At 61.9% G+C, this 20,127-nt stretch carries 19 protein-coding genes and 1 tRNA gene; 13 read left to right on the plus strand and 7 right to left on the minus strand.

The features are described from left to right. Window positions 1-470: 470 nt before the first annotated feature. From M0D69_RS01115 to M0D69_RS01125, 3 genes are all read left to right on the plus strand, one after another. Entirely contained in the window at window positions 471-2,078 is a 1,608-nt protein-coding gene (locus tag M0D69_RS01115) for a UbiD family decarboxylase (protein ID WP_301780246.1), read from the plus strand. Next, a complete protein-coding gene (locus M0D69_RS01120; protein WP_301780247.1) occupies window positions 2,075-3,133 on the plus strand; it encodes an asparaginase in 1,059 nt (352 codons plus the stop codon). Before M0D69_RS01115 ends, M0D69_RS01120 begins: the two co-directional genes overlap by 4 nt. A gap of 103 nt (window positions 3,134-3,236) precedes the next feature. Beyond that, window positions 3,237-3,911, plus strand: a complete 675-nt coding sequence (locus M0D69_RS01125) for a LysE family translocator (protein WP_301780248.1) — start codon at window positions 3,237-3,239, stop codon at window positions 3,909-3,911. 18 nt (window positions 3,912-3,929) lie between these two features. On the opposite strand, the gene M0D69_RS01130 is transcribed toward M0D69_RS01125, so the two are convergent. Together M0D69_RS01130 and M0D69_RS01135 are read right to left on the minus strand one after the other, a co-directional pair. Further along, a complete protein-coding gene (locus M0D69_RS01130; protein WP_301780249.1) occupies window positions 3,930-4,895 on the minus strand; it encodes a threo-3-hydroxy-L-aspartate ammonia-lyase in 966 nt (321 codons plus the stop codon). A gap of 216 nt (window positions 4,896-5,111) precedes the next feature. Beyond that, window positions 5,112-5,441, minus strand: a complete 330-nt coding sequence (locus M0D69_RS01135; RefSeq protein WP_301780250.1) for a hypothetical protein — start codon at window positions 5,439-5,441, stop codon at window positions 5,112-5,114. 773 nt (window positions 5,442-6,214) lie between these two features. Between M0D69_RS01135 and M0D69_RS01140 the strand changes: the two genes are divergently transcribed. From M0D69_RS01140 to trmB, 5 genes are all read left to right on the plus strand, one after another. Beyond that, complete coding sequence (locus M0D69_RS01140; RefSeq protein ID WP_301780251.1) at window positions 6,215-7,132, plus strand: Rossmann-like and DUF2520 domain-containing protein; 918 nt, start codon at window positions 6,215-6,217, stop codon at window positions 7,130-7,132. A gap of 298 nt (window positions 7,133-7,430) precedes the next feature. After that, window positions 7,431-7,754: an EthD family reductase gene (locus tag M0D69_RS01145; protein ID WP_301780252.1), complete on the plus strand. Its 324-nt coding sequence runs from the start codon at window positions 7,431-7,433 to the stop codon at window positions 7,752-7,754. Between the two features lie 97 nt (window positions 7,755-7,851). After that, complete coding sequence (locus tag M0D69_RS01150) at window positions 7,852-8,424, plus strand: YggT family protein (protein WP_301780253.1); 573 nt, start codon at window positions 7,852-7,854, stop codon at window positions 8,422-8,424. A gap of 64 nt (window positions 8,425-8,488) precedes the next feature. After that, a tRNA-Gly gene (locus tag M0D69_RS01155) sits at window positions 8,489-8,562 on the plus strand. Window positions 8,563-8,692: 130 nt separating this feature from the next. After that, the gene (trmB, locus tag M0D69_RS01160) at window positions 8,693-9,469 is read left to right on the plus strand and encodes a tRNA (guanosine(46)-N7)-methyltransferase TrmB (RefSeq protein ID WP_301780254.1); all 777 of its coding nucleotides are present in this window, start codon (window positions 8,693-8,695) and stop codon (window positions 9,467-9,469) included. Between the two features lie 109 nt (window positions 9,470-9,578). On the opposite strand, the gene M0D69_RS01165 is transcribed toward trmB, so the two are convergent. The 5 genes from M0D69_RS01165 to M0D69_RS01185 all read right to left on the minus strand — a co-directional run bounded on the left by M0D69_RS01165 (window position 9,579) and on the right by M0D69_RS01185 (window position 12,177). Further along, window positions 9,579-10,412 (minus strand): undecaprenyl-diphosphate phosphatase, encoded by an 834-nt coding sequence (locus M0D69_RS01165; RefSeq protein WP_301780255.1) that lies wholly within the window; start codon window positions 10,410-10,412, stop codon window positions 9,579-9,581. Between the two features lie 80 nt (window positions 10,413-10,492). After that, entirely contained in the window at window positions 10,493-11,077 is a 585-nt protein-coding gene (locus M0D69_RS01170) for a DUF1439 domain-containing protein (RefSeq protein ID WP_301780256.1), read from the minus strand. 47 nt (window positions 11,078-11,124) lie between these two features. Beyond that, window positions 11,125-11,418 (minus strand): YkgJ family cysteine cluster protein, encoded by a 294-nt coding sequence (locus tag M0D69_RS01175; protein WP_301780257.1) that lies wholly within the window; start codon window positions 11,416-11,418, stop codon window positions 11,125-11,127. 92 nt (window positions 11,419-11,510) lie between these two features. Then, window positions 11,511-11,978 carry a DUF2442 domain-containing protein gene (locus M0D69_RS01180; RefSeq protein ID WP_301780258.1) on the minus strand — a complete coding sequence of 156 codons (468 nt, stop codon included), beginning with the start codon at window positions 11,976-11,978 and terminating at the stop codon, window positions 11,511-11,513. Beyond that, window positions 11,962-12,177 carry a DUF4160 domain-containing protein gene (locus M0D69_RS01185; RefSeq protein WP_301780259.1) on the minus strand — a complete coding sequence of 72 codons (216 nt, stop codon included), beginning with the start codon at window positions 12,175-12,177 and terminating at the stop codon, window positions 11,962-11,964. The genes M0D69_RS01180 and M0D69_RS01185 overlap by 17 nt, the downstream gene beginning before the upstream one ends. 448 nt (window positions 12,178-12,625) lie before the next feature. Between M0D69_RS01185 and M0D69_RS01190 the strand changes: the two genes are divergently transcribed. The 5 genes from M0D69_RS01190 (at window position 12,626) to xdhC (ending at window position 20,111) form a co-directional block, all read left to right on the plus strand. Further along, on the plus strand, window positions 12,626-14,002 hold the full coding sequence (locus M0D69_RS01190; RefSeq protein WP_301780260.1) for an amidase: 1,377 nt from the start codon (window positions 12,626-12,628) through the stop codon (window positions 14,000-14,002). Between the two features lie 133 nt (window positions 14,003-14,135). Then, window positions 14,136-14,648, plus strand: coding sequence for a disulfide bond formation protein B (locus M0D69_RS01195; RefSeq protein ID WP_301780349.1), 513 nt, complete (start codon window positions 14,136-14,138; stop codon window positions 14,646-14,648). Between the two features lie 414 nt (window positions 14,649-15,062). Next, entirely contained in the window at window positions 15,063-16,565 is a 1,503-nt protein-coding gene (gene xdhA, locus M0D69_RS01200; RefSeq protein ID WP_301780261.1) for a xanthine dehydrogenase small subunit, read from the plus strand. Between the two features lie 47 nt (window positions 16,566-16,612). Next, window positions 16,613-19,063: a xanthine dehydrogenase molybdopterin binding subunit gene (gene xdhB, locus M0D69_RS01205; RefSeq protein WP_301780262.1), complete on the plus strand. Its 2,451-nt coding sequence runs from the start codon at window positions 16,613-16,615 to the stop codon at window positions 19,061-19,063. Window positions 19,064-19,085: 22 nt separating this feature from the next. Beyond that, the gene (xdhC, locus tag M0D69_RS01210; RefSeq protein ID WP_301780263.1) at window positions 19,086-20,111 is read left to right on the plus strand and encodes a xanthine dehydrogenase accessory protein XdhC; all 1,026 of its coding nucleotides are present in this window, start codon (window positions 19,086-19,088) and stop codon (window positions 20,109-20,111) included. The last annotated feature ends 16 nt before the right edge of the window (window positions 20,112-20,127 follow it).

The raw sequence follows: 20,127 nt of genomic DNA on the forward strand, positions 1-20,127 counted from the left end.
GGGCGCGCACACAGGTCACCACGCGAAAAACCGGCGAAGAAGAGCGCCGGCAAGAAAACCAAAGCCTCGATTCACCGGACTAATCCCGGTGCAGGGGTGCAGGTGACGCCTCGCGTCGTTTCAAAAGACCTGTGGCAGTGGTAAAAAGTTTCAATTGGTGTTGTCAATGCCAAAGGATTCTAGCAGGCTCAAATGATCCGTCAATGCTGGTAATTGTAAAAGCTATGACTTTCAGTAATTATGAACACTGTTCAGGAGGGCAAGAGCGGCCTGCCAAGCCGCTTTCCAGCGGAAACATCGGAATTGTGCCGATATGTACTATGCCGCACCGACATTCACGCAGGTAAAATCGACAATCGCCCGCGCGCGCATGTTCTTCATTAGGTGCTTAAGCCGTAACATCAGCCGTCGCTTCTGCCATCCTCTGCCGCAGACCGCGCGTCCCCGCAGGCCTCCCTTCCCTTTAGCCGATGAAATACAAAGACCTGCGCGACTTCACCGCGCGCCTCGAAACGCTCGGCGAATTGCGCCGCATCAGTCAGCCGGTTTCCCCCGTTCTCGAAATGACCGAACTCTCCGACCGCGTGCTGCGTTCGGGCGGTCCTGCCTTGCTGTTCCAGGCGCCGACGGGACACTCCATGCCGGTGCTGGCCAACCTGTTCGGTACGCCGAGGCGCGTGGCGCTCGGAATGGGTATCGAGACGCAAGCTCAAGCGGCGGCCGACCCCAGTCTTCTCAGCGATAAAGCCGCGCTCGAGTCCCTGCGTGACGTCGGCCGGTTGCTGTCGGCGCTCAAGGAACCCGAGCCGCCGAAGGGACTGAAGGACGCCGGCAAGTTGCTGTCGCTGGCCAAGGCCGTCTGGGACATGGCGCCGAAAACCGTCAGTTCGCCGCCCTGCCAGGAAATCGTGTGGGAAGGCGCGGACGTCGATCTTGCGCGTCTTCCGATTCAGACGTGTTGGCCCGGAGATGCCGGTCCGCTCATCACATGGGGACTCACGGTCACACGCGGCCCGAACAAGACGCGGCAGAATCTTGGTATCTATCGGCAACAACTGATCGGGCGCAACAAATTGATCATGCGCTGGCTCGCCCACAGAGGCGGCGCGCTCGATTTCAGGGAGTTCGCGCTTGCCAATCCGGGCAAGCCGTATCCGGTAGCCGTGGTGCTCGGCGCCGATCCGGCAACCATTCTGGGTGCTGTGACGCCGGTGCCAGATTCGCTTTCCGAGTATCAATTCGCGGGCTTGTTGCGCGGCGCGAAGACCGAATTGGCGAAGTGCCTCACGCCGGGTGTCGATACGTTGCAGGTTCCGGCCCGTGCCGAGATCGTGCTCGAAGGTTTCATTTATCCGCAGAACGGTCCGGTTCCGGCGGCACCCGACGGCGCACCGCCAAGGCCATCGAAGACTGCGTCGGCGAAATACGAGCACGCGCTTGAAGGTCCGTACGGCGACCACACTGGCTATTACAACGAACAAGAGTGGTTCCCGGTCTTCACGGTCGAGAAGATCACGATGCGCCGCGACGCGCTCTATCACTCTACGTATACAGGCAAACCGCCCGACGAACCGGCCGTGCTCGGCGTCGCGCTCAACGAAGTGTTCGTGCCGCTGCTGCAAAAGCAGTTCACCGAGATCACCGACTTCTATTTGCCGCCCGAAGGTTGCAGCTACCGGATGGCGATTGTGCAGATCAAGAAGAGCTATCCGGGTCACGCGAAGCGCGTGATGTTCGGCGTCTGGAGCTTCCTGCGACAGTTCATGTATACGAAGTTCATCGTTGTGGTGGACGACGACGTGAACATCCGCGACTGGAAGGAGGTGATCTGGGCGATCACCACGCGCATCGATCCGTCGCGCGATACGGTGCTCGTCGATAACACGCCCATCGACTATCTCGATTTCGCGTCGCCGAAGGCGGGCTTGGGATCGAAGATGGGACTCGACGCCACCAACAAATGGCCCGGCGAAACGGACCGCGAATGGGGCCGGCCGATCGTGATGGACGATGCAGTGAAACGCCGCGTGGATGCGTTGTGGGACGAAATCGGCTTTTCAGGAGGGACGCGCTCATGAATGTCGCGGCGACGGTTTATCGAGGGGATCTGGTTGAAAACACACATGCCGCGCATGTGGCGGTTGTCGATGCCGAAGGCCGGTTGTTGTACGCGTTCGGCGATCCGGCGCGTTTGACGCTCGCGCGCTCCGCGGCGAAACCGGCGCAAGCGGTCGCCGTGCTGGAAACGGGCGCGCTGGAGCGTTTCGGTTTCGACGACGCCGATCTCGCGCTGATGTGCGCATCGCACAACAGCGAGCCGCGCCACATCGAGCGCACGCGCGCGATGCTGGCCAAGGCGCAAGTCACCGAAGCCGATCTTCAATGCGGCGGCCACGCGCCTTTGTCGGACGCGGTATGCAAGGAATGGATCAAGCGCGATTTCACGCCGACCGGCGTGTGCAGCAATTGCTCCGGAAAACACGCAGGCATGCTGGCGGGTGCGCGGGCGCTGGGCGCGGCGGTTATCGACTATCACTTGCCTGAGCATCCGCTGCAGGTTCGGGTCAAACGGACCGTTGCCGAGCTCTGCGATCTGCCGGATAACGGCGTGCAATGGGCTATCGACGGCTGCAATCTGCCTACGCCGGCCTTTCCGCTCGATCGGCTCGCGCGGCTGTTTGTGAAACTGGCAAATGCCAGCGCCGGGGCTGAAACCACGCCGCGCTCGAGAGCCCTCGCCCGGATCTATCGCGCGATGACGACGTACCCGGAGCTCGTCGCGGGCGAAGGCCGGTTCTGTACCACGTTGATGCGCGCCTTCGATGGCGAACTCGTCGGCAAAGTAGGCGCCGATGCGAGTTATGCGATCGGCGTGCGTAGTTCCGGTACACCCACTGGCATGCCCACCGGCACACCCACCGGCACGCACGGGGCGCTCGGCATTGCGGTCAAGGTGGAAGACGGCAACACGGCCGTGCTCTACGCAATCGTGGCTCATGTGCTCGAGCAACTCTCGATCGGCGACGAAACGCAGCGTGAAAAACTCGCCGCCTACCGACATCCGCCGATGCGCAACACGATGGGCATCGAGACGGGACGGTTGGTGGTATCTGTACCGCTCGAACGCGCTTAACCCGCAAGCGCCCGGCCGCTTGCCCCGGGCATGGTCGCGGGATGGAGAACGCGAAGCCGGACTAGCGGCTTCGCTCAATACAAAAAGAAGAAGGAACGCCTGGATGCATGTCTTGCCATTGCTGTCTGATGGATTTTTTCTGTCGCTGTCGCTGTGTCTCGATATTGGTATCGCAAACGTCGCGATCATCTCACTGACGCTCTCCCACGGATTCAAACCGGGCATGATGCTCGGCCTCGGCACCTGTTTCGGCGATCTCGCCTACGCCGCGCTTGCGCTTGGCGGCATGGCCGCGCTGCTCCGGTTCGACGCCGTGCGCTGGGTCGTGTGGATCGGCGGCGCAATCGTGCTGCTGTTCCTGACCTTCAAAATGGCGCGTGAAGCGCTTTATCCGGCATCGGCGCCACCAGTGGAAGGCGAACCCGATCTCACCACGCCGCGGCCCTCCCAGCTCCGCAGTTTCATGCGCGGCATGCTGCTGGCGGTGTCCTCGCCGAGTGCGATTCTCTGGTTCGCCGCCGTGGGTGGCGCACTGATCGCGAAAGCGGGCGCAACAGGCCCGGCGAGCGCGTCAGTGTTTCTCATCGGCTTCTTTTGCGGCGGGCTCGGCTGGACGCTCTTTATCTGCTCGCTCGCCAGTCACGGCCGCAAACGCGCCGGGACGGCGTTGCTGCGCGCGTGCCACGTTTTGTCGGCGGTGCTGTTCGCATACTTCTCGTACAGCGTGATCGTCAACGGCTATCACGACCTGATCGTGAACGGCGCATCGAGGCTCTGACGCCCTGGCGCCACACGATCACGCCAGGAACTGAGCGTATCGCGCCATGTCGACGTTGCCGCCGCTGACCAGCACGCCCACGCGCTTGCCCTTCACCGGCACGATGTTCTGCAGCACGGCGGCCGCGGCCAGGCATCCTGTTGGCTCGACCACCATCTTCATGCGCTCTGCGAAGAACTTCATGGTCTGTACAAGCTGGTCATCGCTGACGGTGACGACTCGGTCCACGTAGCGCTGCAGAATCGGAAAGTTGCATTCACCCACATGCGTGGACGCCGCGCCGTCGGCGATCGTGCGCGGCACCTCGATATGTACGATCTCGCCGCGTGCGAGCGATTGCTGGGCGTCGTTGCCCGCCTCCGGCTCCACGCCGATCACCGTACATGACGGGCTCAGTTCGGCCGCCGCCAGCGCGCATCCGGCGAGCAATCCACCGCCACCGAGGCACACGAACAGATAGTCCAGCGGCCCGGTTTCCTCGATGAGTTCCTTCGCCGACGTTCCCTGCCCCGCGATCACGTGCGGATGGTCGTAGGGTGGAATCAGAGTCATGCCGCGCTCTTGCGCGAGCTTTGCGCCGATTTCCTCGCGATTCTCGGTGTACCGGTCATAAGTGATCACCTCGCCGCCGTAACCGCGCGTGGCTTCCATCTTCGCGGCCGGCGCGTCCTCCGGCATGATGATCGTCGCCTTGATGCCCGCGATGCGCGCCGACAGCGCGATCGCCTGCGCATGATTGCCCGATGAATAAGTCAGGACGCCGGCCTGGCGCTGGGTATCGGAGAAATGCGAGATCGCGTTGAAAGCACCGCGAAACTTGAACGCGCCCATGCGCTGGAAGTTCTCGCACTTGAAGAACAGATTCGCGCCGCTAAGCGTGTCAGCGGTGCGGGAAGTCAATACAGGCGTGCGATGTGCAGCGCCGGCGATGCGCTCGGCGGCGTCGGCGACGTCGGCGTAGGTAGGTGCGGGAAGGATTGACATCGAAACTCAAGGGCGGCGGTTGAGGAACCGTCATTGTCCCAGCATCGTGGAGCGTTTGGAAAGCCGGTCGAATGGCCAAATACCTCCCGCGAGTGAGTGCCGCGCTTGCAGAACCCTGGCGCAAAATAAAACAGCGCAACGCCGGCTCATGCCCGCGTTGCGCTGTTTTCAGCAAATCTCAATGGTCAGATGCCCGACCTCGTCAAACATCGAACCTCAACGACGCCAGCCGCGGTCATAACCGCCGTGATATCCGTATCCATAACCGTCGTGGTAGTGACCACGCCAGTACGGACGGCCGTAATAACCACCATAACCACCGTAACCGCCCACCACCACAGCCGGCGGGCCATAAACCACAGGCGGCGGCGCATACACGACTGGACCGGGCGCGTAATACACCGGCGGGGGCGGCGCCGCATAGGCCGGATACGCCGGTGCGAAAGGCACCCCAATGCCGATACCCACCGAAACATGCGCCTGCGCGGCGCTCACAAAGCCTACGCCGAGTGCGGCGGCAGCCAGAATCTGGACGATCTTTTTCACTTTTATTCTCCGCGCCGCGGTCCTGTACACACGACCGGTTACCGCAACGACATGACTTCAATGTAGCTAAAAACCCTGAATCTCACCTTAAGCATTTGTTGCAAATTGCAATATGTACGGTCCTAAAAACGCGTTTCGTCTGGCGAATTTCAAGCCGCCGGGCAGCCCCGCTGGTGCTGGCGCGAACGCTTTATGAACCGGATTAAGGGTTTGCCGGGAAAGCCGGCACGCGCCCCCGCTGCGCGCGACACTATTCCGAATGTCACCAAAGTAATGATTCATTACACTTTGTCATTCGTGCGAGCCAAAAGGAAAAGCCCCGCCGACAAATAAGCGTCGAACGGGGCTTCTTCATACGATGCTGCTTTCTTGGCTAAACAGCCAGCTAGACGCTCAACCCACTTTCACATAGGCGAATTCGCGTGTCACGCTGGGTGGCACATAAGCCCCGCTGATTTTGACTCGAGGCGTGAGCCGTTTGCGCTGATCCCACCACTGACGCCGATTCGTCTGGCTGAGAAAACGCAGGTGTTTCCGATACGCAAAAATACTCATGGCGACCCCCAAACGTTGCAAAACAAGCACTGGCACTCATCGGCCAATAAGACCAACCCTGACTGTTCAGGCCCGATCGCAAGTTTGCTCGAGCCTCGCAAAACCGTTGGCGACGGTCTGCGGCGCGTTTTTATGGCGCCGGCGCCGTTGCGCGATACTTCATGGTGCGTTGCAAACGTGAAAACGCGCGACACCAAATTTCCTATGGAGCAAAAAACATGCCTTTTTCAACGGCTCCCCGTTTGGGGTTCGTCGGCGCGGGGCGTCTCGCGCGCTGCCTGGCGGCCATTTGGTCACGCGCGGGTTATCCGGTCACCGCGATCGCAAACCGTTCGGCTGCCTCGGCGCACGAATTCGCCAGCGAATTGCCAGGCTGTATCGTCGCCGACGATGCCAGTGCGGTCGCACAGCACGCCGATATCGTATTTCTAACAGTTCCAGATGACTCCATTGGTGCGACGGCGAACGCTTTGCAGCTGGATCACGCTCGCGGCCGCGCATTGGCCGTCGTGCATTGCAGCGGCGCCACGCCCGTCGATGTCCTCGCCTCGGCCCAGGCTCAGGGCGCCGATATCGGCGGATTCCATCCATTGTTCCTCTTCGGCGGACTGGCGAGCGACCAGACGCGCATTGCGGGCTGCTCGGTCACGATCGAAGCCAGCGGTCCCTTGCACGACACGCTCACGGCGCTAGCCCAGGCGCTCGGCTGCCATCCACTGTCGATTCCAGCAGGCGGCCGCCTGCTCTACCACGCCGCTGCGCACTACGCGGCCAGCTTCGCGCTATGTTCGCTGTCGGAGACGGTAACGCTCTGGAAGGAATTGGGTTTCGACGAGGACGACGCGTTGCGCGCGGTCCTGCCGATGCTCGCCGGCACCATCGAAACTGCGCGCGAAAAGGGTTTGGCGGGCGCGCTTGCAGGCCCGGTGTCCCGTGGCGATACAAGTATTGTCGTGAAGCAACTGGCGCTGCTGCAAAACCTCGGTGGCGACCACGCCACGCTTTATGCACTGATGTCGCGGCGCGCGGTCGCGCTGGCAAAACGCCGCGTGTCGCCGCCGCCCGCAGAGACGCTCGACGCGATGTCACACGCCATCGAGCTGGCACTGAACGGCGCCGCGCCGCATCTCGATTGATAGCCCGATTGATAGCCCCGATCCCGCGAGCATGGCTGGCCGCATGAGGACATCGGGCGCGGGGTATATGGCAACCCGCCCAAGCCGCCATCAAGCCATGCTATCGTGATGCCCGGCGCGCCAGTGTGGCAAAGCCGCCGAGGGGTTCGGCCGCCGTGCCCGGTCACCAGCAACAAGCGCTCAAAAGCGCGGTTCAAAACCTGGTTCAGGCCTGGATCCACGCGTTGACTGAATACGCGAGGATCCGGCTTCGGCTGCTACCCCCGACGCCGACCCATTCCAGCTACGAGAACGAACAATGATCAAGGTGAGCTTTTTTTATCCGTATCGCGAGAATGCGCGCTTCGATATCGACTACTACTGCACGAGCCATATGCCGTGGGTAGCGGGCTTGCTCGGCAGCGCAAGCAAAGGCTGGTCGGCGGATGCCGGGCTGGCGGGCGGCGCACCCGGTTCTGCGCCAACGTACATTGCGGCGGGCCATTTGCTGTTCGATTCCGTCGATGCCTTCACAGCCGCGGTCTCGCCCCACGTGAAAGCGTTCGCCGCGGACATCGTGAATTACTACCCCGAGGGCGGTCCGCCCGTCGTACAGATCGGCGACGTTCGCGCCGTTAACTGAAGTTAAAGCCGAGCGGTTTTCCGCGCCGGCTTTACTTGCCCTTGTGTCACCCCGCGCGGCCATGAGCGCCGCGCTTTTGCCTTGAAAAGGATTTGAGATGTTCGGCGAGATCGCCCGTTTTCTGCTCAACACCATCTTTACGCTGTTCGGCGCCGCGCTGCTGCTGCGCGCCTGGATGCAGGTTGTCCGCATGCCCCCGTACAACCCCGTTTCCAACGCGGTGATGCAAGCTACGAACTGGCTGGTCTTGCCGCTGCGCAAGATCTTGCCGGCGGCGAAAACCATCGACTGGGCGAGCATTGTCGCGGCGTTTCTTGCTGCGCTAGTGTTCATGATCCTGATGGTTTTACTCGCGGGCGTCGATCCCGCCGGCCTCGCGGCGCTGCTGCCCACGCTGCTTCTGGTCGCGGTGATCACCGTCATCAAATGGGCGCTGAATCTCATCATCTGGATGACGATCCTGATGGCATTGCTGTCGTGGCTAAATCCGCAATCCCCCGCCATGCCGCTGCTTTATCAGCTCACAGCGCCGTTTCTCGAACCGCTGCGGCGCGTGTTGCCGCGCATGGGCGGTATCGATTTGTCGCCCATCTTGTTGTTCGTGATCGTGCAGGTGCTGTTGATGGTCGTGACGCGGCTGGCCGTGAGCATGACCATGTTCGGGGTTTGATACGCGTCGATCACGAGTGACGTGTTGCGGTAAAGAGGGTATTCCGCGTAAAATCGCGGTCTCTGCGGGCGTCGTATAATGGTAATACCCTAGCTTCCCAAGCTAGAGCCGTGGGTTCGATTCCCATCGCCCGCTCCAGTTTTCGTTTTACAAAAAGCCGCCTTCGAAGGCGGCTTTTTGATTTACAGCAGCGCCAGGTTTTGCTCCCGTCATTTGCCTTCGGCGTGTGTTTCAAGCCTCTGCTCAACCCTCGAATCCGTCCTTTCAGATGATCCACGATCCCTCCTCCGACCACGACGAAAACGACGAAAACGACGAAAACGACGAAGCCGACGATACCAACGACAGCGAAGCGACGAATGCGGCAAGCACGCTTCGTCATCGGCGGATTCGTAGTTTCGTCACGCGTGCTGGACGGGTATCGACGGGACAGCGTCGCGCACTCGATGAATTCGGGCCACGCTTTGTCGTGCCGTTCGCGCCGCAGCCGCTCGACTGGGATGCCGCGTTCGGCCGCAGTGCGCCGCGCGTGCTGGAAATCGGCTTCGGCATGGGGGCGACAACGGCGGAAATCGCATCGGCGCGCCCCACCGATGACTTTCTCGGCGTCGAAGTGCATGAGCCGGGCGTGGGCGCGCTGCTCAAGCTGATCGGCGAACAGGGGCTGACGAACATTCGCGTCGTTCAGCACGACGCCGTGGAAGTGCTGGAACAGATGATCGCGGCAGGCAGCCTCGACGGCGTCCACATCTATTTCCCGGATCCGTGGCACAAGGCGCGTCACCATAAACGCCGGCTCATCCAGCCGAAATTCGTTGCGCTGCTCGTGTCGCGGCTCAAGCCGGGCGGTTATATCCATCTCGCCACCGACTGGCAGAACTATGCCGAGCAGATGCTCGAGGTGTTGTCGGCGGAGCCTGCGCTGGAAAACACGGCCGGCACGAATTACGCGCCACGGCCCGATTATCGTCCGGTCACAAAATTCGAGCGCCGCGGCTTGAAACTCGGTCATGGCGTATGGGATCTGGTTTTCAAACGCCGCTGAAAGTGGCCGCGAACTCGTCGCGAGGCCAAAGCAAAACAGGCCGTTCCAACCCACCTTGGAACGGCCTGTTTCGTATGCGTTTGCCGGCTTCGAATCCGTGGCCTTCAGATCACTCCGCCCAGCTCAGCCCGCCGCTATATCCGACGATCAGGATCAGCAGCCCGAAGCCGATCCGATACCACGCGAACGCCGTGAAATCGTGCGTGGCGACGTAACGCAACAGCCAGCGGATACAGACGAACGCGCTGATAAATGCAGCAACGAGCCCGACGATAAACAGCCCTAGCGAATCCACCGACAACGTCCGCCACTGCTTCGCCAACTCGTACAGGGTGGCGCCGAAAATAATGGGAATGGCGAGGAAGAATGAAAACTCGGTGGCGACTTTACGTTCCAGCCCGAACAACATTCCGCCGATGATCGTCGACCCCGAGCGCGACGTACCCGGAATCAGCGCGAAACATTGGGCGAGCCCGACCTTGAATGCATCGGCGTAAGAGAGATCGTCCACCGACCTCACCCGCGGCGCGACGTTCTTCTCGCGATGCCGCGCTTCCGCCCACAAGATCACGATCCCGCCCACGATCAGCGCCACCGAAACCGGCACCGGCGCGAACAAAACGGCCTTGATGTGCTTTTCGAACAGCAGGCCGAGCACAACCGCCGGAATGGTCGCGATGATTACGTTCAGCGCAAACCGGCGGGCTTTCGGCTGCGTAGGCAGCCCGGCCACGACCGAGCCGATCTTGCGCCGGTATTCCCACACAATAGCCAGGATCGCGCCAAACTGGATCACAACGTCGAAAGTCTTGGCCTGCGCGTTCGTGAAATTCAGCAAACTGCCGGCGACGATCAAGTGCCCCGTGCTCGATACCGGCAAAAACTCCGTCAAGCCCTCCACCACACCCAGAATCAGCGCCTTGCAAAACAGAATCCAGTCCATCGCTCCGCCCTTTTGGCATAGATTGGCTGTCGCCAGCCAACCGATTCAGGCACGCGCGCACAGGATTGCGCCAGGAAAAATTACTTCTCGACGATCTGCACGCGTATGCCGTTTGTAAGGACGGTGATTGTACCGGGTTCGTAATTAACACCGGCAAACTGTAATTGTTCGGGCTTGAATGTATAGATCGGATAACGGTCCAGGAACTGCGTCGCCATGACCGCACCGACCGCGTTGATTTGCTGGTTATATTGCGCAGCCTCGCCGGAGACCTGGGCGTCGTCGACGCTCGGCGACAGCAGGATGACCGAATGGCTGGGTGCGTCGTAAGTGAGTTGACTGGAAAGTGTAAAGACGCCGGTTACCGGATTCGGCATGAACGGCGTGGCAAGCCGCGCGTCGAGCCGAACGGTTATTCGGTTGCGATCGGGCGCAAGGCCGACCAGCGGATTGCTCAGCATGACATCGAAGATCTGCGATGCGGTGCGCTGCAGCGGAAACTTGCGTTGTACCGCTTCCTGGACCTGCGCCTGGCTGAACGTGTAGTGATCGGGGATGAACGGGAATATTGCAGCGCGCGCTTGAGTTCGCAGCGCCACCGCGCCCGCGCCGCCAAGGGCCGCGAGCAGGAACCGGCGCCGCTTCGGCGCAACGGCTTGAGTCATGCGAAATTCTCCAGTGACGTGAACTTGAATGATGAGCGTTCGACTGCCTATGCGCGCTCAGGTTGCGTATCGGCTTCCAGTTGCGTGAGCCAGGCCAGCGCATAGGCACGCGAGTCACCACACATGGACTCCGATGGTTGCAAGCCCGAGCAGCAGGCCGGCCTGCGAGGGTCGCCGAAAATTGCACAACGCAGATCCTCGCCAAGCTGGACGCAGCGCACACCGGCAGGCTTGCCGTTCGGCATGCCGGGAATCGCGCTGGAAATCGACGGCGCGATGCAGCACGCGCCGCAGCTTTCGCGACACGCGTGAACGGAGTTCGGATCGAGGGCGGTGGACATCGGTTCGTACTGTTTGGGCACATTGGGCAACCCGTCATTGTGCCACTGCGCGACTGCGGCGTTGTCACGCGAGAATGGCGGAAACGCGTTGGCTATTTCTTCGCGCCGGCGGCGCCTTCTGCACTCTCCCCGCTTTCCACCGTGGCCTTGCGGGGACGTCCGCCACGCGCGCCGTTCACGCGCGCCGCGGCCGCTTTGGAAGCGCTGCGGCTGGCCCCGCCCGCCTTACCCAGCCGCTGAGCCATGAACGACCGCGTTCCCAAGGCGCCAGCGACTAACGGAGCCACGAGAATATCGGCGTCGACGGCGGGAAAATACAAACCCATGCCCGACGCCGTGATCTCGATCGTTGTCAGATCGTTGTCCGAAGCGTTTTCCAAACCCTGAATGATCCGCGCGGGAATTGCAAACGACGCGCCGTTCGACAGTTCGATCGCAACCCCGCCGTCCAGCGGATTAAAGCTTACGGAAATGGCGACCAGATTTTCGGCGACATGCTTTCTCATTCGCTCTTCGGCTTCGCGCATCTGGCGTTCGGCGAGATCAACAAAAGCCGTCATGAAGTGTTTTCCATTCAGTGCAGAGCGAGCCGACCACGTTTTGCATCCGGCGAGCGAAGGTGTTTGCGTCAACTTGCGAAAAACCATGATTCTTTTGCAGGGCCGGCGCTCCCACCGGACAGTTCAGGTCGAATATGGCATGTTGCCGGCCATCAAGGACATGCACATGCGCAGGGCGATGGTCGTTCAGATAAATCACGACGCGCACAGCGCCGATGCGGAAAATCGTTGGCATGTAGTCACTCTATCCATTGGCCGTGTGCCAGTAAGCCCAAACGCTTGGGTTTTTCGTGAAATCGTTGTTTTCCACTGCAAAACATAGCCCGCAGGGACTGTCCAAGCTTAGGCAGGAAGCGATCACGGCGCTATCAGCCGAATGGCCGAGGGGCCCGGTTTATCGAGCGCGCAGCGCGCCCAAGTCGAGTATTTATTAGTGGGCTGGCTTAGAATGACAGCCACTTTTGGGCAAGTGCCGCAAGGGTCGCAAGGCATTACATCGAGGGCGTCAGCACGGTGGATCCGCGACGCCATTGCGCGAACGACCGCTTCTTGCGCCTCATCCACAGTTGTTGTTGTCCGCGCCCTCTTGCCCGCTTTTGTAGCCCGTCACTTTTGCAGCCCGTCACGTCACCGGTTATCTCGACATCATGCCCATCACCTCGCCTCAGTTCGCACCGCTCGCGCAACTCTCCGCCGCTCTTCGCGACGGCAAAACCACCAGCCGCCAGTTGGTGGAGCAGGCGCTCGAGCGCATTGCAGATCCTTCGGGACAGGGATCGGTTTGCTTCCTGCATGTCGACACGGAACGCGCCCGCGCTGCCGCCGATGCCCACGACGCATTGCGCCGTGCAGGCACCGTGCTCTCGCCGCTGGCGGGCATTCCTGTGTCGATCAAGGATCTCTTCGACATCGAAGGCCAGGTGACACGTGCGGGCTCCCGTGTACTGGCCGACGCCCTGCCGGCCAAGGCCGACGCCGTCGCCGTTGCAAGGCTGCGGCGAGCGGGCGGCGTGATCGTCGGGCGCACCAACATGAGCGAGTTCGCGTTCTCCGGGCTCGGGCTGAACCCGCATTACGGGACGCCGCGCTCGCCGTATCGGAGGGATGTGGCAGGCGATGAACGGATTGCCGGCGGCTCGTCGTCGGGAGCGGCAGCATCGGTGGCGGACGGCATGGCGGCCATCGCGCTCGGCACCGACACCGGCGGCTCCATCCGTATTCCCGCCGCGCTCTGCGGGCTCACCGGCTTTAAGCCGACCGCCGACCGCGTGCCCACGCAAGGCGGTGTGCCGCTGTCCACCACGCTTGATTCGTTCGGGCCTATCGGGTTATCGGTGGCGTGCTGCGCGCTCGTCGACCGCATCCTCGCCGGCCGCGATACCGGCGTGCCTGCCACCCGGCCGCTGGACGGCGTGCGTCTCGGCGTGCTGACGAACTACGTGATGGACGGCGTCGACGAGACGGTCGCCAGCGCCTACTCCGCCGCGATCGGTCATCTGTCGGCAGCGGGCGCGCTCGTGGAAGACGTGCGTTTCGCGCCGCTCGACCGGCTGGGCGAAATCAATCGTTTCAGCTTTGCGTCCGTCGAAGCTTACGCATGGCATCGGCCGCTGCTACAGGCTCATGCCGACCAATACGATCCGCGCGTCCGCGTGCGCATCTTGAAAGGCCAGCCTGCCAGCGCCGCCGATTACATCGACTTGTTGCAGGCGCGCGCCGCGATGATCGAGCAGGCGCGCACGCTGTGGCAGCGGTTCGACGCCATCGTGTGCCCGACTGTGCCGGTCGTGCCGCCACGCGTGGCCGACCTCGAACACGACGACGAAGCGTTCGGCCGTACCAACGCGCTGATCCTGCGCAATCCGTCCGTCTTCAATTTCCTCGATAGTTGCGCGCTGTCGCTGCCGTGCCATCCGCGCGGTGAGGCGCCCGTCGGCCTCATGCTGGCCGGAGCGCCGTTTGGCGACGACGCGCTGCTGTCCATCGGCCGCGCGGTCGAAGCGGTACTCGAAACAACCCGCTGAGCCGCTCATGCCGCACCTGAAACCGCCCGGCGACCGCGATCGCGATAGAATTCCGTCGCCGGATATACCCTTTCAGGTGTTTTTTTCTCGAACGATTCGGAAAGATATGAACAACTCCTTGAACCATTTCACTATGCACCACGCCGATCGCGGCATTCGCCGCGAACGACGGTTGTTGGTTTTGCTCGCTGTGATCTGTCTTGGCCTCGTTGGCGGGGCGCTCTATCTTCAATTCGTCAAAGGCGAAGATCCCTGCCCGCTGTGCATCATTCAACGATACTTTTTCGTGCTGATCGCGGTCTTTGCCTTACTCGGTGCTTCGTTCAGGGGATGGCGTGGGATCGCGTTGCTCGAGACGCTGGTTGCACTGTCCGCTCTCGGGGGCATGGTAGCAGCCGCACGGCATGTTTATGTGCAGGCGCATCCGGGATTTAGCTGTGGGTTCGACGCACTTCAGCCAGTCGTGGATTCTCTTCCGCCCGCGCAGTGGCTTCCCCAGGTGTTCAAGGTAGCCGGGCTTTGCGAAACACCCTATCCGCCAATCTTGGGGCTCTCGCTTCCGCAGTGGGGCCTTATCGGCTTTGTTGTAATCTTCCTGGCTGTCGCCGGGAGTTTGTGGGGCAAGCGGAGATTGCGAGCTGGTTGAGTGCGGTTCCCGGGCGGTTCGGATCTTCGCCCGGCTGCTCGTCCCGCTTTCCGCAAAGATTGGCGCCGCGTGCGCAGGGCCCGTCAGGCTTTTGCCCGCTACACGCTTCTATCGAAGCCCTCTCGCGTCATCCGCACCCGTCAAGCTTGCGCGTCACTATCTACCAACGCCCCCACCTCGCCCCTCCCGTTTCGTCTCGACGACCGTCCGTATAGGTTTTCGACGTTTTTTCTCCTACCCACATTCGGCTGTTCACATAGTCTTGATACGTTCACCGGAATCTTTTCGAGATATTGCGGTGATATCTTTATTTCTGGATGGCGATCCACGTGCGCAGTTTCGGCCTGATTCTTTTGAATCCTGACGCCGATCTCGCGTAACGCGCGCCCGATCCGCAATGTCTCGGACTTCTATATGACAACGCAAACCATCCGGTTCTTCCAGCACAACGCCATTCGCGAAGTGCACGACGTACCCGCTTCCCGCACCGTGCTCCAGCATTTGCGCGAGCACGACCAATGCACCGGCACCAAAGAGGGTTGCGCCGAAGGCGACTGCGGCGCCTGCACGGTAGTCATTGGCGAACTGGATGCGGACGGCCAGCCCGTGCTCAAGGCTGTCAACGCCTGTATCCAGTTCATGCCGACGCTCGACGGCCGGGCACTCTTCACTGTGGAGGACCTGCGGGCCAAGGACGGCACGCTGCATCCGGTCCAGCAAGCCATGGTCGATTGCCACGGTTCGCAATGCGGCTTCTGTACGCCCGGTTTCGTCATGTCGATGTGGGCGCTTTACCAGAATCAGCCCGCCGATGCCGGTCTTCCCACGCGCGACGAAATCAACGCCGCCCTCTCCGGCAATCTCTGCCGATGCACCGGCTATCGGCCGATCGTGGATGCGTCGCAGAAAATGTTCGAGTACCCTCGCGCGCCGCTCGATCGCGAGAAGCTCAAAGACCAGCTCGAATCCATCCAGCGCAAGGAAACGCTCGAATATTGCGCGCCCGACGCGCGCGGCGCCGCGTTCGGTCACCCAACGTTCTTCGCGCCGGTCTCGCTCGCCGAATTCGCCCGGCTGCGCGCCGAGCATCCGGATGCACGCATCCTGGCCGGCAGCACCGACGTCGGCCTGTGGGTCACCAAGCAGTTCCGCAATCTCGGCGACGTTCTGTATATCGGCAATGTGACCGAACTCAAGTCGATCACCCGCGACGGCCAATGGCTGACCATCGGCGCTGCGGCCTCGCTGGAAGACTCGTATGGCGCGCTCTCGGCCGTGTATCCGGAACTCGCGGAATTGTGGACGCGCTTCGCCTCGCGGCCCATTCGCAACGCCGGCACACTCGGCGGCAACGTGGCGAACGGTTCGCCCATCGGCGATTCCATGCCCGCGCTGATCGCACTCGATGCCGAAATCGTCCTGCAGAAAGCCGCCAAGATCCGCACGCTGGCGCTCGATGCCTTCTATCTCGGTTATCAGAAAACCGCGTTGGAACCTGGCGAATTCGTTGCCGGAATTCGTGTGCCGCTGCCATCGGCGAAATTGCGCTTCCGGACTTACAAGATATCCAAGCGCTACGACCAGGACATCTCGGCCGTGTGCGCCGCGTTCGCCGTGACGCTCGACGGTACACGTGTGAGCGCCGCGCGTTTCGCGTTCGGCGGCATGGCGGCGACGCCCAAGCGGGCATCGAATGCGGAAGCGGTTTTGCTGGATCAGGAGTGGAACGAGGCGAACGTGGAAGCTGCCATGCGCGCGCTGGATATCGATTTCCAGCCGCTCACCGACATGCGCGCGTCGAGCGCGTATCGCAGCAAAGTGGCGCGCAACGTACTGTGGCGCTTCTTCCTGGAGACCCGTGAAGATTCGCCGCTCGCACTCCACGACGTCAACGCATTCGCGTTCGACGTGCAATGAGCGGCACCTCGCCGCATAACGCTGCACCAAGCACCAAGGACCACGCGATGAACAAGCGTACCGATCCCCTTCTCGACAGCGCCGCCCACGGCGAAATCACCGCGCGCGCGGGCGAAAAATCCGACGCCGCATCGGCGAAAAAGCCGGAGCGCGCGGCGATCGGCGTCGGCTTGCCGCACGAATCGGCGAACCTGCATGTCAGCGGCGAAGCGACCTACGTGGATGACATCGGCGAACTGCGCGGCACGCTGCACGCCGCGCTCGGCCTGTCGCGGCATGCGCATGCGCGCATCGTGTCGGTCAATCTCGACCTCGTGCTGGCCGCGCCCGGCGTGATTGCCGTGTTCACTGCCGACGACATCCCCGGCGAGAACAATTGCGGCCCCGTGCTCCACGACGACCCGATCCTCGCGAAAGACGAGGTGCTGTATCTGGGACAACCGGTGTTCGTGGTGATCGCGGAAACGCACGATCTCGCGCGCCGCGCGGCAGCACTGGCCAAGAGCGAAGAAGTGATCCGATATGAACCGCTCGAAGCCATCCTGACGCCGCGCGACGCTAAAGCGAAACAGCAGTTCGTGCTGCCGCCGCTGCATTTGAAACGCGGCGATCCCGACGGAAAAATCGCGGCGGCGGCGCATCGGTTGCAAGGCGAATTCGAAGTCGGCGGGCAGGAGCAGTTCTATCTCGAAGGGCAGATTGCGTACGCCATTCCGAAAGAACTGGACGGCATGCTTGTCTACAGTTCCACGCAGCACCCGAGCGAAATGCAGCATCTGGTCGCGCACATGCTCGACTGGCCGACGCACAACGTCATTTGCGAATGCCGCCGGATGGGTGGTGGTTTTGGCGGCAAGGAATCGCAGTCGGGCATCTTTGCCTGCATCGCATCGCTGGCTGCTCACTTGCTGCATCGGCCGGTGAAACTGCGCGCCGATCGCGACGACGACTTCATGATCACCGGCAAACGCCACGACGCGATCTACACCTACGAAGCGGGTTTCGATGACGACGGCCGCTTGCAAGGCGCACGCGTTGAAATTGCGTTGCGTGCGGGTTATTCGGCGGATTTGTCGGGCGCGGTGGCCACGCGCGCGGTCTGTCACTTCGACAATGCGTACTACCTGCAGGACGTCGATATCACAGCCCTCTGCTGCCGCACCAATACGCAGTCGAACACGGCGTTTCGCGGTTTCGGCGGTCCGCAAGGTGCACTCGTGATGGAAGTGATGATGGATGAAATCGCGCACCGGCTCAAGCGCGATCCCGTCGATGTCCGTCGCGTGAACTACTACGGCATCGACGAGCGCAACGTGACGCCGTACGGACAAACCGTGGAAGACAACGTGATCGCGCCGTTGACCGATGAACTGGTTACATCGAGTGCGTATGTGCAGCGGCGAAAGGCTATTGCCGCGTTCAATAAAACGAGTCCCGTGCTCAAGCGCGGTATTGCGTTCACGCCGGTCAAGTTCGGCATCTCGTTCAACGTGCCGTTCCTGAACCAGGCTGGCGCGCTGGTGCATGTCTATAAAGATGGCTCCGCGCTCGTCAATCACGGCGGCACCGAGATGGGCCAGGGTCTGAACACCAAGGTCGCGCAGGTCGTGGCGAATGCGCTGGGCGTGCCGTTGTCGCGGGTCCGCGTGACCGCCACCGATACCTCGAAGATCGCGAATACATCAGCGACGGCAGCGTCCACCGGCAGCGACCTGAACGGCAAGGCGGCAGAAGCCGCCGCGCTCACCATTCGCGGGCGGCTGGCGGAACTTGCCGCAAAACAGCTTGGTGGACGTGCCGAAGACGTGCGCTTCCATAACGGCGTGGTCGAATCGAATGGCGGTCAGATGCCTTTCGATCAACTCGTCGGCGCGGCGTATCTGGCGCGTGTGCAGTTGTGGTCGGACGGTTTCTACGCCACGCCGAAGGTCAACTGGGATTCGAAAACGCTGACCGGCCAGCCCTTCTACTACTTTGCCTACGGTGCAGCTATCTCGGAAGTGGTCGTCGATACGCTCACCGGCGAATGGCGCTTGTTGCGCACGGACATCCTCCATGACGCGGGACAGTCGATCAATCCCGCACTCGATATCGGTCAGGTGGAAGGCGGTTTCGTGCAGGGCATGGGCTGGCTGACGACAGAAGAACTCTGGTGGAATCGCGACGGCCGTCTGATGACGCACGCGCCGTCCACCTACAAGATTCCATCGGTGAGCGACATCCCCGCCGCCATGAACGTCGCGCTCTACGATAACCAGAACGTCGAACCAACCGTGTTCCGGTCAAAGGCCGTGGGTGAACCGCCGTTGCTGCTGGGCTTCTCGGTGTTGCTCGCGATCCGCGCGGCGATTGCATCGGCGGCGCCCGACTGCGCCGACGCGCCTGCGTTGCGCGCCCCGGCCACCCCGGAATCGATACTGAACGCGCTGGATGCACAGGCGTCGAAGAAAGCGATTGCGGCGGCTGCGGACATCGCCCAGCCGGCGCCGGTCAACTAGTCTTTAGAACGGAGCCTATTCGATGCAAGCCTGGCTGCGCGATCTGCAACACCTGCTCGCACACGGTGACGCCGTCGTGCTGGTGACGGTCGCACGCGTGGAAGGCTCGGCGCCGCGCGAAGCGGGCACAAAGATGATCGTCACACGCGACGACGCACGCCATACGATCGGCGGCGGCCATCTGGAATGGAAGGCCATCGAAACAGCGCGGCAGGTGCTGAAAGACGGCGCACGCAGTCCGCATATGCGGCGGCTCGAGCGTTTCGCGCTCGGCCCGAGCCTTGGCCAATGTTGTGGCGGTGCGGTTGTGCTGGCGTTCGAGCGCCTGGATATTAGCGATCTTGGCTGGGTCACGTCGCTGAGCAAACGCATGACGCAGGGACTATCCACCGTGCGCAGCGTCGGTTTCGGCCCGGCTCCGGACGGCGTCATGATCTCCGATCCCGAACCGGGCGTAGCCGGCCCCGATTGTTTGCTTTGGGACGGCGCGGGTTTCGACGAAAGCGGTGCGTTGCTGACCGAAACCATCGCGTTGCGCGAGTTTCCGGTGGTGCTGTTTGGCGCCGGTCACGTGGGCGCGGCGATCATCAAGGTGCTCGCCAATCTGCCCTTCCGCGTGATCTGGGTCGACGAGCGCGATGAAACCTTCCCGCCCATTGATCGTCTCCCCGAAAACGTCGCGATGGACGCCAGCGGAATCCCGGAAGCCGCCGTTGACGAAGCGCCGGCCAACAGCTACTTCCTCGTGATGACGCATAACCATGCGCTCGATCTCGCACTCGCCGAACGCATCCTCAGGCGTGGCGACTTCGCGTTCTTCGGCATGATTGGCTCGCATACGAAGAAGGTGCAGTTCGAGCGCCGGCTGGCGGCGCGCGGCATCGACCCCATGCGCATCGGCCGCATGACATGTCCCATTGGCGTACCCGGCATTGCCGACAAAGCGCCGGAAATGATTGCCGTATCGGTTGCAGCACAGTTGCTGCAGAAGGTCGAGGAACGCGCCGCGCACAGCTACAATTCCGCGCAGCATCCGCAAACCGCGTGATCTAGACCTTTTAAAG

It is taken from the genome of Caballeronia sp. SEWSISQ10-4 2 (genome assembly GCF_030464885.1).
Taxonomy (GTDB): Bacteria; Pseudomonadota; Gammaproteobacteria; order Burkholderiales; family Burkholderiaceae; genus Caballeronia.

What these genes read in the sequence shown, in the direction of transcription:
- M0D69_RS01130 (WP_301780249.1), bottom strand. Translation starts at nt 4,895, where the DNA reads ATGTCAATCCTTCCCGCACCTACCTACGCCGACGTCGCCGACGCCGCC.
- M0D69_RS01170 (WP_301780256.1), bottom strand. Translation starts at nt 11,077, where the DNA reads ATGACTCAAGCCGTTGCGCCGAAGCGGCGCCGGTTCCTGCTCGCGGCC.
- M0D69_RS01145 (WP_301780252.1), top strand. Translation starts at nt 7,431, where the DNA reads ATGATCAAGGTGAGCTTTTTTTATCCGTATCGCGAGAATGCGCGCTTC.
- xdhA (WP_301780261.1), top strand. Translation starts at nt 15,063, where the DNA reads ATGACAACGCAAACCATCCGGTTCTTCCAGCACAACGCCATTCGCGAA.
- xdhB (WP_301780262.1), top strand. Translation starts at nt 16,613, where the DNA reads ATGAACAAGCGTACCGATCCCCTTCTCGACAGCGCCGCCCACGGCGAA.
- M0D69_RS01150 (WP_301780253.1), top strand. Translation starts at nt 7,852, where the DNA reads ATGTTCGGCGAGATCGCCCGTTTTCTGCTCAACACCATCTTTACGCTG.
- M0D69_RS01115 (WP_301780246.1), top strand. Translation starts at nt 471, where the DNA reads ATGAAATACAAAGACCTGCGCGACTTCACCGCGCGCCTCGAAACGCTC.
- M0D69_RS01140 (WP_301780251.1), top strand. Translation starts at nt 6,215, where the DNA reads ATGCCTTTTTCAACGGCTCCCCGTTTGGGGTTCGTCGGCGCGGGGCGT.
- M0D69_RS01165 (WP_301780255.1), bottom strand. Translation starts at nt 10,412, where the DNA reads ATGGACTGGATTCTGTTTTGCAAGGCGCTGATTCTGGGTGTGGTGGAG.
- M0D69_RS01180 (WP_301780258.1), bottom strand. Translation starts at nt 11,978, where the DNA reads ATGACGGCTTTTGTTGATCTCGCCGAACGCCAGATGCGCGAAGCCGAA.
- trmB (WP_301780254.1), top strand. Translation starts at nt 8,693, where the DNA reads ATGATCCACGATCCCTCCTCCGACCACGACGAAAACGACGAAAACGAC.
- xdhC (WP_301780263.1), top strand. Translation starts at nt 19,086, where the DNA reads ATGCAAGCCTGGCTGCGCGATCTGCAACACCTGCTCGCACACGGTGAC.
- M0D69_RS01175 (WP_301780257.1), bottom strand. Translation starts at nt 11,418, where the DNA reads ATGTCCACCGCCCTCGATCCGAACTCCGTTCACGCGTGTCGCGAAAGC.
- M0D69_RS01190 (WP_301780260.1), top strand. Translation starts at nt 12,626, where the DNA reads ATGCCCATCACCTCGCCTCAGTTCGCACCGCTCGCGCAACTCTCCGCC.
- M0D69_RS01125 (WP_301780248.1), top strand. Translation starts at nt 3,237, where the DNA reads ATGCATGTCTTGCCATTGCTGTCTGATGGATTTTTTCTGTCGCTGTCG.
- M0D69_RS01120 (WP_301780247.1), top strand. Translation starts at nt 2,075, where the DNA reads ATGAATGTCGCGGCGACGGTTTATCGAGGGGATCTGGTTGAAAACACA.
- M0D69_RS01195 (WP_301780349.1), top strand. Translation starts at nt 14,136, where the DNA reads ATGCACCACGCCGATCGCGGCATTCGCCGCGAACGACGGTTGTTGGTT.